Origin of the sequence: Mesorhizobium sp. B2-2-4 (assembly GCF_006442375.1) — a bacterium.
Taxonomy (GTDB): domain Bacteria; phylum Pseudomonadota; class Alphaproteobacteria; order Rhizobiales; family Rhizobiaceae; genus Mesorhizobium.
This window is the reverse complement of the sequence record NZ_VFWB01000005.1, coordinates 1-16,239: the sequence shown is the minus strand read 5'-3', so window position 1 is coordinate 16,239 and position 16,239 is coordinate 1. Positions and strand designations below refer to the sequence as shown.

General features: G+C 62.6%; 11 protein-coding genes and 1 pseudogene. 6 read left to right on the top strand and 6 right to left on the bottom strand.

What is annotated here, in order from left to right:
• The first annotated feature begins 93 nt into the window (after positions 1-93).
• The 3 genes from FJ959_RS13565 to FJ959_RS13555 are packed head-to-tail and all read left to right on the top strand — an operon-like array spanning position 94 to position 6,574.
• A complete protein-coding gene (locus FJ959_RS13565) occupies positions 94-2,541 on the top strand; it encodes an FAD-dependent oxidoreductase (RefSeq protein WP_140517489.1) in 2,448 nt (815 codons plus the stop codon).
• On the top strand, positions 2,538-5,003 hold the full coding sequence (locus FJ959_RS13560; protein WP_140630335.1) for an FAD-dependent oxidoreductase: 2,466 nt from the start codon (positions 2,538-2,540) through the stop codon (positions 5,001-5,003). Before FJ959_RS13565 ends, FJ959_RS13560 begins: the two co-directional genes overlap by 4 nt.
• A gap of 14 nt (positions 5,004-5,017) precedes the next feature.
• Positions 5,018-6,574, top strand: a complete 1,557-nt coding sequence (locus tag FJ959_RS13555) for a trimethylamine methyltransferase family protein (protein WP_246678923.1) — start codon at positions 5,018-5,020, stop codon at positions 6,572-6,574.
• Between the two features lie 80 nt (positions 6,575-6,654).
• Here the strand turns inward: FJ959_RS13555 and FJ959_RS13550 are convergent, their stop codons facing one another.
• From FJ959_RS13550 to FJ959_RS13530, 5 genes are all read right to left on the bottom strand, one after another.
• Entirely contained in the window at positions 6,655-8,181 is a 1,527-nt protein-coding gene (locus FJ959_RS13550) for an ABC transporter permease subunit (protein ID WP_210239463.1), read from the bottom strand.
• The gene (locus tag FJ959_RS13545) at positions 8,168-9,259 is read right to left on the bottom strand and encodes a betaine/proline/choline family ABC transporter ATP-binding protein (protein WP_226880602.1); all 1,092 of its coding nucleotides are present in this window, start codon (positions 9,257-9,259) and stop codon (positions 8,168-8,170) included. Before FJ959_RS13545 ends, FJ959_RS13550 begins: the two co-directional genes overlap by 14 nt.
• A 125-nt stretch (positions 9,260-9,384) precedes the next feature.
• Entirely contained in the window at positions 9,385-10,419 is a 1,035-nt protein-coding gene (locus tag FJ959_RS13540) for a glycine betaine ABC transporter substrate-binding protein (RefSeq protein WP_140521273.1), read from the bottom strand.
• A gap of 99 nt (positions 10,420-10,518) precedes the next feature.
• Positions 10,519-10,872, bottom strand: coding sequence for a Rieske (2Fe-2S) protein (locus tag FJ959_RS13535; protein ID WP_140500687.1), 354 nt, complete (start codon positions 10,870-10,872; stop codon positions 10,519-10,521).
• Between the two features lie 9 nt (positions 10,873-10,881).
• The gene (locus FJ959_RS13530; RefSeq protein WP_140558747.1) at positions 10,882-11,964 is read right to left on the bottom strand and encodes an amidohydrolase family protein; all 1,083 of its coding nucleotides are present in this window, start codon (positions 11,962-11,964) and stop codon (positions 10,882-10,884) included.
• A 124-nt stretch (positions 11,965-12,088) separates the two neighbouring features.
• Between FJ959_RS13530 and FJ959_RS13525 the strand changes: the two genes are divergently transcribed.
• The 3 genes and pseudogenes from FJ959_RS13525 to FJ959_RS32265 form a co-directional block, all read left to right on the top strand.
• Positions 12,089-12,946 carry a LysR family transcriptional regulator gene (locus FJ959_RS13525; RefSeq protein ID WP_140559947.1) on the top strand — a complete coding sequence of 286 codons (858 nt, stop codon included), beginning with the start codon at positions 12,089-12,091 and terminating at the stop codon, positions 12,944-12,946.
• Positions 12,947-13,035: 89 nt separating this feature from the next.
• The gene (locus FJ959_RS13520) at positions 13,036-14,091 is read left to right on the top strand and encodes a hybrid-cluster NAD(P)-dependent oxidoreductase (RefSeq protein WP_181168451.1); all 1,056 of its coding nucleotides are present in this window, start codon (positions 13,036-13,038) and stop codon (positions 14,089-14,091) included.
• A gap of 74 nt (positions 14,092-14,165) precedes the next feature.
• Positions 14,166-14,421, top strand: a pseudogene (locus FJ959_RS32265) (zinc-binding dehydrogenase); the annotation flags it as partial.
• Positions 14,422-14,486: 65 nt separating this feature from the next.
• Here FJ959_RS32265 and FJ959_RS13510 read toward each other — a convergent pair.
• The coding region (locus FJ959_RS13510) for a hydantoinase/oxoprolinase family protein (protein ID WP_140630332.1) at positions 14,487-16,239 on the bottom strand (1,753 nt) is incomplete at its 5' end.

Genomic DNA, 16,239 nt, shown 5'->3' with positions numbered 1-16,239 from the left:
AAGTTTTCCTAATGTTGCGAAATTTGGGTTGAGCGCAAGTAGTTTAGCGGGAAAAGATCGCGCTGTTCCAATCCAGCGAAGGTATCCCACAAGGTGAATGGCAGCGCACGCATCGTGATCATTGGCGGCGGTGTCATTGGCCTCGGCATAGCCTATCACCTTGCCGAACTGGGCGTGAGCGATGTCGTCCTTCTGGAGCGCCACCAACTGACCAGCGGCACATCCTGGCACGCCGCCGGAATCGTCGGTCCGTTACGCGCCAGCCTCAACCTGACAAGGCTGGCGCAATATGCGACCGAGCTGTTTCCACGCCTCGAGGAACTGACGGGCCAGGCGTCCGGCTACCGCCGCACCGGCGGCCTGTGGCTGGCGCGACGTGCGGAGCGCATGGACGAACTGAAGCGCATCGCGCATTTGGGCAATGTCTGCGGCCTCACCGTTGGGATTGTCGATCAGGCGGGCGTGGCCGAGCACGTGCGCGGCATCGTCACCGATGGCGTCGAGGGCGCGCTGTGGGTCGAGGAAGACGGCCAGGCCAATCCAGTTGATATCTGTGCGGCCTATGCAAAACGGGCCCGCGCCGCCGGTATCCGCATCCTCGAGGGGTTAGCCTGTTCGGGCATCGTGACCCGCAACGGCCGGGTCGCTGGCGTCAAGCTGGCCTCCGGCGCCACCATCGATTGCGAGACCGTCGTCAACTGTGCCGGCGCCTGGGCGCGCGATATCGGCGCGCTCGCCGGCGTTCCTGTGCCGCTGCAGGCCGTCGAGCACATGTATGTCGTGACGGAGCCGATCGCCGGCCTGCAGGATCCGTTTCCCATCCTGCGCGACCTCGACGAAGGCATCTACATCAAGGGTGATTCGGGCAAGCTGGTGCTGGGCGGCTTCGAGCCGAACGCCAAGCTCTTCGACGTTCGCGGACCGGTTGGCGACAGGCCATTCCTCGAACTGCCCGAGGATTGGGAGCAGTTCGAGCCTTTCATGTCGGCCGGGCTGAAACTCCTGCCGGCGCTGTCGCAGACCGGCATCAGGCACTTCATGAATGGCCCGGAGAGTTTTACCCCCGACACGCGGCCGCTGATGGGCGAGTCGCCCTATCTGCGCGGCTTCTATGTCGCCGCCGGCTTCAACTCGACAGGCATGATGTCGTCGGCCGGCGCCGGCAAGGCCATGGCCGAATGGATCGTCGACGGCGAGCCCAGCCTCGATCTGTGGGCGCTTGACATCGCCCGTTTCGACCGCGCCGCCGCGGCGCGCTCTTTCGTCGGCGCCAGGATGGAGGAAGCGGTTGCCGACCTCTTCCGCATGCATTGGCCTTACAAGCAGGCCGCCGCCGGGCGCGAGGTGCGGCGTTCCGCCTTTCACCGTACGTTCGCCGAAGCGGGTGCTGTGTTCGGCGCGCCGACCGGCTGGGAGCGACCGCTCTGGTTCGGCGGCACGGAGACGCGCGGCTATTCCGTCGGCGCTCAGAAATGGTGGAGCCCGGCCAAGGCCGAAGCCGAGCGAATGGCGCAAGGCGTTGGCCTGTTCGAGCTTTCGCCCTTCACCAAGATCGATGTGCGTGGACGCGACGCGATCCAGCTGATGCAAAGCCTGTGCGCGGGGGACGTCGACAGGCCCGAAGGCCGCGCCGTCTATACGCAGATGCTCAACGCACGCGGCGGCATCGAGGCCGATGTGACGGTCACGCGAGTCGACGAGCACGGCTTCCGGGTTATTTCAGGTGCCGCGACCAGACAGAAAGATTTTGCCTGGATCGCGCGCCATGCTGAGGATCTTGGTCTCAACGTCTCGGTCTTCGACGCCACGTCCGCGGAGGCCGTTCTCGGGGTCATGGGGCCGAATTCGCGGGCGCTGCTGCAGAGCCTGACTGACGTCGATCTTTCGGACGCAGCCTTCCCGTTCTCGACTTCGCGCCGCATCGACATCGGCACCGCGAATGTGCGGGCCACACGTGTCAGCTTTGTCGGCGAACTCGGCTTCGAGCTTTATGTGCCGGTCGAACACGCCGAGAGCCTGCTTGCCATGATCGTCTCAGCGGGCGGCGCCCATGGCCTGACCTTTTGTGGCCACTACGCGCTGGATGGCTGCCGGTTGGAAAAGGGCTATCGCCATTGGGGCCATGATATCGGGCCGAAGGACACGCCGCTGGAGGCGGGCCTGTCCTTCGCGGTGTCCTGGAAGAGGGATGATTTCATCGGCCGCGATGCCCTGCTGAAGCAGAAGGCCGATGGCCTGAAGCGCCGGCTCATGCATTTCGCCGTCGACGGCGACAATCCGCTTCTGCTGCATGACGAACCGATCTATCGCGACGGCAAACTTGCCGGGTTGACGACGTCAGGTGGCCTCGGCGTTCGCACGGGGCTCAGCCTTTGCCTGGGCTACGTTGCCTGTGATCCAGGCGAGACGAAAACGCAGCTGCTTGCCTGCGACTACCAGATCGCGGTGGCCGGTGCGCGCTACAGGCTGCGCCCACTCGACAAGCCACCCTATGACCCAACCGGATCGCGCATGCGCGTAAGCGCGGAGGAAAATTCATGAGACAACAGGCCCGCGTGGTCGTTATCGGCGGCGGCGCCATGGGCGTGTCGCTGCTCTATCACCTGGCCAAGCGCGGCTGGAGCGATGTCATGCTCGTCGAGAGGCAGGAGCTGACAGCAGGCTCGACCTGGCACGCCGCCGGGCTCTGCACGCATTTCGCCCACAATGCGACGATCATGGAGATGCGCGCGCATTCGGTGCGGCTCTATCGCGAAATCCTGACCGCCGAGACCGGGTTGCCGACAGGTTTCCACCCAAGCGGCGCATTGCGCATTACGCGCTCGCCGGAGCGCATGGACGAATTCCGCCATGTGCAGGGGCTTGGCCGGTTCGTCGGCCATGACTTCCACATTCTCAGTCCCGATGAGCTCAAGCAGATCTATCCGCTCTGCCATACCGACGGCATCATAGGCGCGATCTACGAGCCCAATGACGGTCATGTCGATCCGACGCTGGCGACCAACGCAATGGCCAGCGGCGCGCGCTCGCGCGGCGCCGAGATCGTGCGCCACAATCCGGTCCTGGCAATCGAGCGCAAGCCATCGGGCGAGTGGCTGGTCCGCACACAACAGGGTGACATTGTCGCGGAGCATGTGGTGAACGCGGCCGGCACATGGTGCCGCGAGATTGGCGCCATGATGGGGCTCGACCTGCCCGTGGTGCCGATGCTGCACCAATATGTCGTGACCGATACCGTCCCCGAGATTGCCGACCGGATCGCCGCCGGCGCCAAGGAACTGCCGATCATCCGCGATCCGGAAGAAAGCTGGTATCTGCGCCAGGAGCGCGACGGCTTTATCGTCGGCCCCTATGAAAAGTCGGCTCACCCCTGGGCGGTCGATGGCGTGCCACCAGAATTCGGCATGGACTTGCTGCCGCCCGACCTGGATCGGGTCGAGCACATCATCGCGCTGGCGATGGAGCGTGTCCCGGCACTCGCCAATGCCGGCATCAAGACGGTGGTCAACGGGCCGATCACCTTCACGCCGGATGCCAATCCGCTGGTCGGTCCGGCATTCGGCCTCGGCAATGCCTGGCTGCTCACCGGCTCAAGCATGGGCGTGATGGAAGGCGGCGGCGCCGGTCGCTTTCTCGCCGACTGGATCGTCGACGGATCACCGCCAATGGATGCGCTTGCCATCGACCCACGCCGCTTCGGCAATTATGCCGACCGCGACTATCGCATCGACAAGGCGGTGGAAGGGTTCGGCCTGCAATTCGGCATCCACTATCCCAACGAGGAACGCGAGGCCGGCCGCCCGCGCCGCACGACGCCGGCGCTCGAACTTCAGAGAAGCCAGGGGGCAGTGCTGGGCGCCGCCTATGGCTGGGAGCGGCCGAACTGGTTCGCTGCCAAGGGCGCCGACCGTGACCCGCCACTGACCTTCCGCAAGCCCGGCTGGTTCGACGCGGTGCGCGGCGAGTGCCGTGACGTGCAGGCCAGCGTCGGCGCCATCGACCTTTCGGCCTTCTCCAAATTCGAGATCGGCGGACCAGGCGCCAGCGCCTTCATGGCTTCGCTCGGCGCCAACCGACCACCGGAACGTCACGGCCGCATCGGGCTCATTCACGCGCTGACGGCAAAGGGCGGCGTGGCGTCGGAATTTACCGTGACCCGACTCGGCGACGAAGGGTTCTACCTGACCAGCGCAGCACTTGCGGAGCGACATGACGAAGGTCTGCTACGCTCACGCGCCGCAGCCTTTCCAGGTGTGACGATCGACAACGTCACCGAAAGGCGCGGCGTGCTCGGCGTAATGGGACCGCGTGCTCGCGACCTCTTGGGAAAGATCTGCGAAGCCGATCTATCGAATGCTGCATTCCCCTGGCTTTCCGCGCAGATCATCCGCGTGGCCGGCATCAAGACGGCAGCGCTCCGGGTCTCTTATGCCGGTGAGCTCGGATGGGAACTGCACGTTCAGTTGGCGCAGTTCGGCAAGCTCTACGAAGCGATCACCAAGGTCGGAACGCAGTTCGACCTGCGTCCGTTCGGCATCTACGCGCTCAACGCGATGCGGTTGGAAAAAGGTTATCGTGCTTGGGGCGCCGACCTGACCACCGAACGTACGCCGCTGGAGGCTGGGCTGGGTGCGCTGGTCAAGACTGACAACCGGACGTTCGTCGGCCGTGAGGCGATGCTGGAGCGCATCGGCGAAAGCGCCTGGTCCATGCTGCTGCTCGAGATCGATGACGACCGCGAAAGGCTGCCGTTCTACGCCCACGCCGTGATGCAGGCGGGGCGCCCGGTCGGGGTCGTTACCTCCGGCAGCCACGGCTTCCGCACCGGCAAGACCGTTGCGCTCGCCTATCTGCGACCCGGTGTTGCGGCTGAAGGCCTGACCGTCTCGATCCTCGGCAGGGAACTGACGGCGCGGGAGCTGAAGAAAGCGCCTTACGATCCGGACAATCTGCGGCTGCGCGGCCTTCAGGCCGATGCGCCGGCCGCCTTCATGCCTGCCTGATCACGGAGACGAAAATGGACAAGGACGCGATGATCGACGCTCCAGCGCCACGAAGCGGGGGCCGAGCGGGAAGGCAAGGCCAGCGCCTGGCCCAGCAGGCGCCGCGGCGTCCCTACATCAGCCGGCGGATCGGCACGTTCAATATCCTCGACGAGGAAGGCCTGAGCCTGATCGAGGCGAATGCCGACCGGCTGCTCAAGGAGGTCGGCATGGAGTTCCATGACGATCCCGAGATCCTCGACATCTTTCGCGATGCAGGCGCCGACGTGCAGGGCACCAGGGTTCGCTTCGAGCCCGGCATGTGCCGCAAGATCGTCCGCGCCACCGCGCCTTCGCAATTCAAGCAGCACGCCCGCAACCCGGCCAACACGGTGGTGATCGGCGGCGACAACACCGTGCTGTGTCCGTCGTGGGGACCGCCCTTCGTCCACGATCTCGATCGTGGCCGTCGCTACGCGACGATCGCGGACTTCCGCGATCTGGTGAAGATCCATCAGATGATCCCGCAACTACATCATTCGGGCGGCGTCGTTTGCGAGCCTGTCGACCTGCCGGCCAACAAGCGTCATCTCGACATGCTCTACACCCACATCCGCCATTCGGACCGTGCCTTCATGGGCGCGTTCATCGGGTCGAGGCGAGCGCAGGACGCGGTCGACATGGCCAAGATCGTCTTCGGCGAGGAGTTCGTCGCCCACAACGCTGTGCTCTACAACGTCTCCAACACCAATGCACCGCTGGTGCTCGACGCCAACATGTCGGGTTCGCTGAAGGTCTGCGCCCGCAACAACCAGCCGGTCGCCTGCACGCCATGGACGCTGGCCGGCGCGATGAGCCCGTGCACGGTCGCCGGCACGCTGGCGCAGGTGCTGGCCGAGGCGCTCGCCTGTCTCAGCCTCGTACAGCTGATCAACCCCGGCGCGCCCTGCCTGATGGGAAGCTTTGCCAGCACGATCTCGATGCAGAGTGGAGCGCCGACATTCGGGACGCCGGAAGCGGGCAAGATGGTGCTCGCCTGCGGGCAGTTGGCGCGTCGCGTCGGCGTGCCGTTCCACACCGTCGGTTCGCTGTCGGCCTCAAAGCTTCCCGACGCACAGGCCGAGCAGGAAGCGACATGGGGCATATTGATGTCGATGTTTGCCGGCGCCAACGTGATCAACCACGCCACCGGCTGGCTCGAGGGCGGACTGGTCACCGGTTTCGAAAAGACGGTCATCGACGCCGATCTCTGCGGCAAGGTCGCCAGCCTGTTCGAAGGCATCGATCTGTCGCTCAATGCGCAGGCGATGGAGGCGATCGAAGCGGTCGGGCCGGGATCGCATTTCCTGGGCAGTGCGCATACGCAGTCCAATTTCCTCTCGGCCTTCTATCGCTCCACCAGCAGCGACAACAATTCCTTCGAGCAATGGAACGAGGACGGCCGGCTCGACGCCGCGCAACGCGCCAACCGGCAATGGAAGAGGCTGCTCGACGACTACCAGGATCCGGGGCTCGATCCGGCGATCGACGAAGCGCTCCGGGCCTTCATCGCCAACCGCAAGGCCAGCGAGCCGGACCAGGCTTATTTCTAGAGCCGGCACCGCATCTTTGATGGCCCGTTCGTGGAATGTTGACCGGCCGAGCTCCGCGAGAAGATCGTTCCCAAACGGCTTTATCTGGTTCGTCCTTGCACGATACGGTCGATGATCATGGCGCAGAGAAGTATGGCGAAGCCCGCGAGCAGTCCCTGCCCGACAGCTGCGTATTGAAGCGCATTGAGGACATCTTCTCCCAACCCTTTGGCGCCGATCAGGGAAGCGATGACCACCATTGAAAGGCACATCAAAATGGTCTGGTTTATGCCGGCCATGATGGAAGGCATCGCTAGCGGGAGGTCGACCCGGGTCAGGAGAAACCATCTTGTTGCACCATAGGCTTGCGCGGCCTCTCTAATGGCCGGCGGGACACCCTGCAAGCCGAGCGCGGTCAGGCGCACCACTGGCGGAGTACCGAAAATCAGCGTGGCGATGACGCCGGGCGGCTTGCCGATGCCGAACAATGCGATCACCGGGATCAAATAGACAAATGCCGGCATGGTCTGCATGAAGTCGAGCACCGGCCGCACGGCGGCATAGACGCGCGGTCGGCGCCCGCACCATATCCCAAGCGGAATTCCTATCGCGAGGCAGATAATGGCCGATGTGCCCAACAGGGCGACTGTTTCCAGGCTCTTTTCCCAAAAGCCAAGCACGGCAAGATAGGCGAGCGCAGCCGCGGTGAAGATGGCGACGCGCGGCCCCGCCAGTTGCCAGGCCAGGGCTAGAATGATCGCCATTGTCACTGGCCAGGGCATGCCCGTCAGTCCATAGGCCAAGGCATCGAGCACCAACGATATTGCGCCTGTGATGCCGCCGAAAAAGCCCTCCCCGAGATGCGACACCGCTCCCATCAGGCTGTCCAGACCCGATGACAACGCGGCCTGCCACTCGCGATTCGAGGGCGCGGCAATCAGCCAGACGGCTGGTGTCGGCGCGGCGAAGCGATAGACCGAAAGCCCATAGGCTGCGATGCAGAAGGCAAGGGCGCATAGCGCCAGCGGATGATTGAGCCCGCGCTGAAGCGTCGGGTTCGAACGCCAGCGCGCGAAGCGCCGCTCCAGCATCCGGTTGGCGAGGAAACCGGCGATCAACCTGGCGAAGAGCAAAGTGACAATGCCGGACCCAATTACAACCGGCGCCTTCGCTTTTGCGGCGTCGGCCCGCATTCTGGCCGTGTTGGCAGCTTTCTCCAGAGCGGCCGCTGATGATTTCAGGCCAGCTGCATTGTCCGCCCCCGCTGCCTCGGCGGCCTTTGCCTGTTCCGCGCGCACCTGTGCCTGCTTGGTGACGCGTTCGGCGCGTGCTTGCTCCCCGGCGCCGAGGTTGCCAGCCGCGCCGACGCCGATCTGAACCACCGCAAGCGTCTCCAGGAAGAAGATGAGCCAGAACAGAAGTGTGATGCCTCGGGCAGCGGCCCACACCGGTCCAAGCAGCGCGGCCGCCAGGTTGAACGGCCAGACGGCACCGGAAGCCCGCCGGATGCGGGCGAACACATCGATATAGTAATCGGGGTTGCGGAGGACGAATTCTCGTACGAGTCCTTCCTCTACCGGTTGGGCGTGCTCTATCGATTGCACAGCGACAGGATCATGGGCGTTCACGGATTTCGCCCTTTCGCAGACCGTCGAGCAGGATCTGCCTGTCGACGATGCCGACGACAGACCCACCGGGATCTGTCACAGCAAGCGGTGCGGCATCCCGTGCCGCGAGTTCGACGAGTTCGGCCAGGGATTCTCGAGAATCCACCCTGCGCAACCGCTCGACGTCCAATTCCGGATGAGACCGGCTCTTGAAACTCTCGACCGACTCCATGATGCGCCCGGCGGTGATCACCTTCAGGCGCGAGATGTCGGCGACGAATTTCGCGACATAGTCGTGCTTCGGAGATGTGACGATCTCCTCGGGCGTGTCGGTCTGGACGATGACGCCATCTTTCATGATCGCGATGCGATCGCCGATCCGGATCGCCTCGTCGAGGTCATGGGTGATGAAGATCACTGTCTTTCCCATCGAGCGCGAGAGGGCCAGGAACTCGTCTTGAAGTTGCCGCCTTATCAAGGGATCGAGCGCGCTGAATGGCTCGTCCATGAGCAGGATCGCTGGATCGGCAGCCAAAGCGCGGGCGAGGCCGACGCGCTGCTGCATGCCGCCTGAGAGCTCATGGCAGTAGCGATCCCCCCAGCCCGACAGGTTCACCTTGGCAAGTGCCGCCTCGGCCGCGTCAAATCTCCGCTGCTTGGTCGCGGCTTGGATCTCCAGCGGGAGCGCGACGTTGTCGCGTACGGTGCGATGCGGAAGCAGACCGAAGCTCTGGAACACCATGGCGATCCTGCGAGACCGCAATGCCCTCAACTCAGCGGGCGACTTGGCCATGACGTTTTCACCGTCGACGAAAATCTCGCCGGCGGACGGCTCGAGCAGGCGGTTTATATGGCGGATCAATGTCGATTTGCCACTGCCCGACAGGCCCATGACGCAGAAGATTTCACCCGGCCGAACCGAAATGTTGACGTTGGCGACGCCCACGACACATCCGAAGCGCCTGGCCACTTCGTCCTTGTCCAGGCGGTCGCGCAAAATCGCCATCATCGCCACTGGCGCGCGGGCGCCAAAGATTTTCCAGACGCCCTTCAAAATGATGGCGGCACCGTGGCTTGCCGCGTCTCCGCGGTCCGCCAGGCCGGGTCCTCCCGGCGCAATGATCGGTGCGGTGTCCACCGTCTACCGCTCCCGTCCGATCACGGATTTGAGCGGCCGGGCAACAGTGCAGGCCGGTTCAGAGCCTGCAATGCCGGCCCTGGCCTTCAATGACCGAACCACTTCGCCACGTCGTCGGGGTGGGCTTTGATCCATTCCTTCGCCACATCGCCTGCCGGCTTCTTGTCGACGATGATTGCATAGGCCCATTTGCTGATGTCGTCCGGATTGAAAGTAATCCGATCCAGGGCGGCGGTCAGTTCCGGTTGCCGCTGGGCCAGCGAACCAGCATAGGCGATGTGCACGGTGGTGTCAGCATATGCCGACGACACTTTCGATTTTTCGAACCATTGAGGATCCTCGCTCGGCTGCAGCATCATGAACTTGGCTGGGTCGTGTTTCGGTTCGGTGAGAAAGGCAAGCTTGTAGCGGGCGAAATTCTGGTGTGGGCCGTAGCAGTAGCCGACCCATGGCTTGTCTGCCTTCGCGGCCCGGTCGAGCGATGCCGCGGCCACCGCTTCGTCGGTCACCTGGAGATCGAAGAAATCGGCGAATCCATAGTCGCGGGCCCGCACCTTTTCGATGTTTGTCGACTGCCAGCCTGACGCGCCGATCCAGATTTCGCCCTTGCCGTCGCCATTGGTGTCGAAGATCTTGGCGTTGTCCGGATTGGTGAGATCCGCGACATCCTTGATGCCATATTTGTCGATCGTGACCTGGGTGACGCAGTAGCCTTGCTTGGCTTCGTAGCCGTTCTGCGCGAGTTTCACCGTGCCGGCGCTTTTGACATATTTGTCTACCAGGCCCTGCTGGTTCGGCAGCCAGACATCTGGCCAGATGTCGACCTCCCCTTTGTTGCGATCCATGGCTTCCCAAATGACTGGGACTGCGGTGGTGGTGACGGTGGAAACGTCGAGCCCAAGCTCCTGTTCGGCCGCGTTCTTGATGACGTTCATGACCGCCGTTGCGGTAGCATAGTTTGGATCCGGCATAGTCACGTCTGCACCGAACGCCGACGATACCGGCGCCAACAATAGAACGCCGAGAGATGGTGCAAGAAGTCGGTTTTTCATATCGTTCCCCAGTTGAGTTGCGCTGATTTTTCTCAGCTTATTGGTCAAGTTAGCGAAACGTGCAGGCAATCCATCCCAAATTGTGCCGCATTAGCAAAAACGATGAAGCGCATAAGGCGGTCGTTGAGATTCCGATACCCGCTCTGTAGGCAGAGGGTGTCTCCATGCTCAGGCCGTCACGTATATGCTCCCTGCCTCGACGGAGACTGGGAACGTCCTCGCGCGAACGGACGGGTTGACCAATGCTGCGCCCGACCTGATGTCGAATTCCCACCCGTGCCAGGCACAGCGAACGATTTCATTCTCACGGTGATAGATGAATTCGGCTCGCTCGACGGGAGCAGTCGTTCCGCATTGCGGTCCCTCACAAAGGGGGGCCCCTCGATGCGGGCATACATTCAGCAGCGCATGGAAACTATCGCCGATCCGGAACACGCCGATCGACAGGCTGCGCACCTTGGCGATGAACGGCGTTCCGACCTGGATCTCGTCGGCGCGACAAATATACGTCTTCTCAGCCATGTCAGGTCGTCACGCTGCAGCAGCGGCTTGCGGGCGGGGAATGCGCTTGTAAACGTCCAGCGCATTCTGGCCGAGCACCTTGCGGCGCCATTCCGGCGGGATGTGCAAAGTGTTGACGTCATCGTAGTCCCAATGGGGGTAGTCGGACGCAAACAGCAGCGTGTGCTCCCCGTCCATGGCCTCCAGGATCGCCCAGAGGTGGTTGACATTCGAAGGCTGCTCCAGCGGTTGGGTGGAGAAACGTATGTTACGCCGGCAATATTCCGACGGCAGCATTTTCAGCCATGGCGTCTCTTTTCGCAGTGCTTTGTAGTCGGCATCCAGGCGCCACAGGACCGACGGGACCCAGGCGACGCCGCACTCGATGATCACGAAGTAGAGGTCCGGCCATTTCTCAAAAACGCCATGGGCAATCATGCTTGCCACATGCGACATGGCCGACATGTGCAGGATCGCATGGGTCTCCCAGAAGAAAGTGGTGGGCGCTGGCGCGACAGCGTTCCAGTTGATGCCGCCATGTCCACCAAGATGTATGGCGAACGGCAAACCGACCTCGGCACAGGCCTCGAAGATCGGGTGATAGAACGGGTCGCCATACGGCCGCACAGAGCCTTGGGAGGCCAGAACTTGCGCCATCCGGGGATGCGCGCCGAGGCGCCGGATCTCCGCCGCCGCAAGGCGCGGGTCTTGCGGTGCGATGATGATGGAGCCCATGAAGCGGCTGTCTTTCGGCAGCCATTCATTGATCTGGTAGTCGTTGTAGGCGCTTACCAGCGCGCTAGCGTAATAGGGATTTGCCAGTGTCGACGCTTCGATGGGCTCGTCGCCAGTTAGGATTGCCACTCCGACATTGTATTTATCGAGGTGCTTCTCCTTCATGATCAGGTAGTTGTCCGCCTCCACCTTCGGTCGCACATCCTTGCGGGAGAAATCCTGCGGATGAAACCAGGGGCGATGGCCGTGCGGAAAAGCGCCGACCGGGCCGGTCTTCTCGCCCTCGATGAACATGTCTTTCCAGACACCGGACAGGTAGGGCTCCAGCACCGTCGCGTTGGACCAATAGTTGTGGCAATCGCAATCGACTATGAACATTTTTCCCTCTTCCTTTGATGCGGCCGTCACAGACCGTGGCTTCTGCACCGAACTTCCGCTTTGATAGTGCACGGATCAAGCGTATGAACAGCTAGATACGATCGCAAAAATCGATGGCTCGCCTATGCAGTTGGAACAAATAGAGACGTTTCTCGACATCATTGAATCGCGAAACTTCAACCGGTCGGCGGAGCGCCTCGGACTGACGCAATCGACGGTCAGCACTCGTGTCAAGAACCTGGAGGCCGCCGTGGGGTCCGAACTCTTCCATCGCGGCCGCGCCGGTGCCGAGCCGACCGCGGCAGGGCGGCGGTTTGAGGTTTACGCGCGGTCAATGCTGTCGACCTGGTCCCAGGCCCGTCACGACGTGCGCGCCTTTAACAGATTCGAAGGCAGCCTTCGGGTCGCTGCCCAGGTTGGAATGACCCGCTCGATCCTGCCGGGTTGGTTGGAAATGCTGCTGCAAGTCTTGCCGCGGTCCTCGATCCATGTCGAATCCGACTACTCGCCGCAGATGATATCTGATCTGAGCCTGGGAAACCTCGATATTGCTGTTGTTTATGCTCCACGCTACCTGCCCGAGATCACATATGACCAACTGATGGTCGAGGAATATACAATGGTTTCGACCAAGGCACGCCGGCTTAGCGATGTAAGCCCGGACAATTACATCCGGCCGGGTTACACCGTTGCGCTCGAGAAGGCTCATGCCGAGGCGTTGCCAAATCTGACTGCGTGCCGGCTTTCGATGGGCTCCGAAACGCTGGCCGACAATATGCTGAGGCGCGCAGGCGGCACCTGCTACATGCGCGCCGACGATGCGCGTCGCTTCGCCGCCGAGCAACCCTCCCACATTGTGGAAGGTGCTCCAACTCTGCATCAGCCCGTCTACACCGCAATTCTCGCGCGACGCCGGCATGAGCCAAACATAAAGAAAGGCATTCGCGCGCTTCATCTTGCGGTCATGTCGCTGGAAGGTTGATCGATATTGTCGATCATAGATGCTTGAGGTTCCTCCTGTATCGAACGTAGGCCTGCTGGCATTCTTGGCCCCTTAATGGGAGCCAGATGATGAACGCCCTCGTTTCTTTTGCTCCCTCCTGCCGATCCGACCGCGTCAGCGGACGTCACACGCTGATCTGTCGCGGCATCGTTCAGGAGACGCACGACGTGAAGACCTTCGTCTTTTGTCCAAAGCGCGGGCAGGCCGGCCAGTTCAAAGCCGGGCAGTTTATCACTCTGAACCTCGTGATCGACGGCGCTCCGGCCGTCCGAACTTACTCGATCTCTTCGCCGCCAACCCGGGTGGGAGACCTCAGGATAACCGTCAAGCGCGTCCCCGGCGGCCTCGCTTCCAATTGGCTGCATGACAATCTCGAACAGGGAAGCGAAATAGAGATCGACGGCCCGTCCGGCAGCTTCAACTGGGATGACCTGCGGAGCGACCGGCCGCTTTTCCTCTCCGGCGGCAGCGGCATAACACCGGTGATGTCGATGCTGCGTACGCTCGCCGACAGTGGCTCCGACAAGGATGTCTGCTTCATTCATAGCGCACGCTCGCCGAAGGACATCATCTTCGGTGACGAGCTTGACAACCTGGCACGGGACCATCGCAATTTTCACGTCCATGTCGTCTGCGCCGAAGCTGTGCATAATTGGGCCGGTCCAACTGGATTGGTTGGTGAGTCCATGTTGCTGAAGTTTGCTCCCGACATTAGGGAGCGCACCGTTTATGCCTGTGGGCCCGAGCCTTACATGAACGCAGTCCGGAACGCCCTCAACAGCATCGGCTTGGATCCTGGTCGGTACCATGAGGAGAGCTTTGGCGGCCTGCTGAAGCCTGCACCGGTGTTGCAAACAGCCCAGGCCGCTTCCGTGCGTTTTGCTCGCACAGGTGTCACCCACCAATGCCGTTCGACACAGACCCTGCTCGAAATCGCTCGGAGCGTTGGTCTGTACCTGCCAAGCGCTTGCCAGCAAGGGATTTGTGGGACCTGTCGTGTGCTGAAGGTCAGCGGCGACGTGGAAATGGCTGATTTCGGCGGACTCAGCGCACAGGAGAAGGACGCCGGATATGTGCTCGCCTGCTGCACTCATCCCATGGGAGCGGTGTCGATAGACTTGTAACTGCAGGCGCACACCGCGGCCGTGCAAATCACAAAGCAATTCAGTACCGATATTGTCGTGGAAGGCACTGATAAAACATCGGCAGCATCGATCTGGTGTTCGACGTCATCGGTGGCAACATCCAGAAACGGTCTGCAGCCCTGATCCGGGGCGAGGTATGCTGGTGACCGTCGTCGGACCAGCCGAGGCGCAGCCCGCGGATGGGTTGGCGGTCGATTTCGTCGTCGAGTCCGGTCGTGGCCAGTTGAGCGAGATCGTCCAGCAGGTGCGGAACGGACGGCTGCGGACGAACATTGGCAAGGTCGCGATCTCGACGAGGCGATCGCCGCCTCAGGAAAAAATACTGTCAGAGCATTGTCACCCGACAACGCTTCACTCACAACAACGCGTGCATGTCACGACGCGATTCGCGGCCGCCCGGTGGCTGTCGCGACGACGATGGCTTCCACGAAACTGCGCTCGCCTTCGATTGTAGCAACTCTTATGTCGCGTGCGATCTCGATCCGAGCCTGATCGGCCCCGGCGCGCTCGGCAAGACCTGCCGCCAAGACTCGAATGTGGGCTTCGGCTGCGGCCATCGCCTCGTCCTCGGTGTCATAGTCGTCCAGCCGCTCGCCGGAATTGAGACGGAAAAGCCCGATCTCCGGTTGGCTGACACGCGCTTCCGCTGACATTCGCACCTGCCCAACCACGGCGCCCAACGCATTTGCGACATCGGCGTGTTCGGCAATGCTGCATTCATTGCCGATCAATTGCGGCAGCCCGGCAAAGTGCAGCGAAGCCGACGCCCCGAGGCCGATCACCGGCCGGTCGAGCGCGATCGACAGCCGCGCCATGCCGCCTCGCCCGCCAACCGCCCGCTGAACCAGCGGGTTGGCAACGGAGACGCCGCCCTCCAGCCCGTCCTCGGCAAATACCGATTCAAGAATTACTTCGGCAGAACGCCGGGTGACGGCGGCAAGAACCAACTCGGAAAACGCTTCTGCGCCTTTGGCGACACGATGCCCCTGGCCGTCGCGCTTGCGTGAGAACAATTCGGCGCCCAGTCGAGCCGCGACAGGATCCCAGTTCCCTTGCAGGCCGAGCACATGGGCTGCATCGGATGGCGTGAAGCCGACGATATGCACCAGGCCACGTGCGACGAGGCGATTGAGCGTCGCGACCTGTGACGTCGATACGAGCAACCGGTCGAGCGCGGCGGGAATTGCCGAAATGTCAGCATAGAGCCGCGTCTCGGTAACCGTCAGGCCTGCGGCTAGACGTTCGGGCACACCTGTGCGCAATGCGAAGCGGCCGTCCAGCCGGCTGGTGTTGGGACTAAGCAATTGCCGCTTGAGACCTTGGTATATGGCATCGCCGTGTTTCACCGCGGCGAGCGCCAGCGGTACCAGCCGCCGGGGCCCGAGCACGATCGTCGAAGCCAACGACTGCTCATGAAGCGAAACTTCCGAATCCCCACCAAGGCCAAAGGTGCGCATGGCGACGGCTTCCACCATGGTTCGCATTCCGCCGACGGTGGCGCCTTCCGGATCGAGCCGCAGGCGGCCGCCGTCCAGAACTGCGATGTCGGTGGTGGTGCCGCCGATGTCGGACACCACCGCATCATCGATGCCGGTCATGTACCGCGCCCCCACCAGGCTTGCCGCTGGTCCTGACAGAATGGTCTCGATTGGCCGAGCGCGGGCGAATTCTGCGGTAATGAGCGCGCCGTCGCCGCGCACGACCATGAGCGGAGCGACGATCCCGCGTCTTGCCAGAAAGCTCTCGGTGGCGTCGACAAGGCGATCGATCATCGAGATCAACCGGGCGTTGAGAAGCGTGGTCAGCGCCCGACGCGGGCCGCCGAGTTTCGACGACAATTCATGCGAACAGGTCACCGGGAGCCCGGTGCGCTCGCGGATGACGTCACGTACCGCGATTTCGTGTTCGGGATTGCGAACGGCAAAATAGGAGGCCACGGCGACGCCTGAAACTGTGTCGGCGAGAAACGGCAGCGCAGCCACGAGAGCGTCGAGCACCAGCTCACGCGGATCTCCGTGGACGTCATGTCCGCCCGGGCAAAAGATCACGGGATCGGAGCCGAGGGCTTTTGACAATCCGTTCCGGGCAAGGTCGGCTTCAGTGAAGCCGATCATCACCAGCGCGACC

What these genes read in the sequence shown, in the direction of transcription:
- FJ959_RS13555 (WP_246678923.1), top strand. Translation starts at nt 5,018, where the DNA reads ATGGACAAGGACGCGATGATCGACGCTCCAGCGCCACGAAGCGGGGGC.
- FJ959_RS13520 (WP_181168451.1), top strand. Translation starts at nt 13,036, where the DNA reads ATGAACGCCCTCGTTTCTTTTGCTCCCTCCTGCCGATCCGACCGCGTC.
- FJ959_RS13525 (WP_140559947.1), top strand. Translation starts at nt 12,089, where the DNA reads ATGCAGTTGGAACAAATAGAGACGTTTCTCGACATCATTGAATCGCGA.
- FJ959_RS13530 (WP_140558747.1), bottom strand. Translation starts at nt 11,964, where the DNA reads ATGTTCATAGTCGATTGCGATTGCCACAACTATTGGTCCAACGCGACG.
- FJ959_RS13535 (WP_140500687.1), bottom strand. Translation starts at nt 10,872, where the DNA reads ATGGCTGAGAAGACGTATATTTGTCGCGCCGACGAGATCCAGGTCGGA.
- FJ959_RS13560 (WP_140630335.1), top strand. Translation starts at nt 2,538, where the DNA reads ATGAGACAACAGGCCCGCGTGGTCGTTATCGGCGGCGGCGCCATGGGC.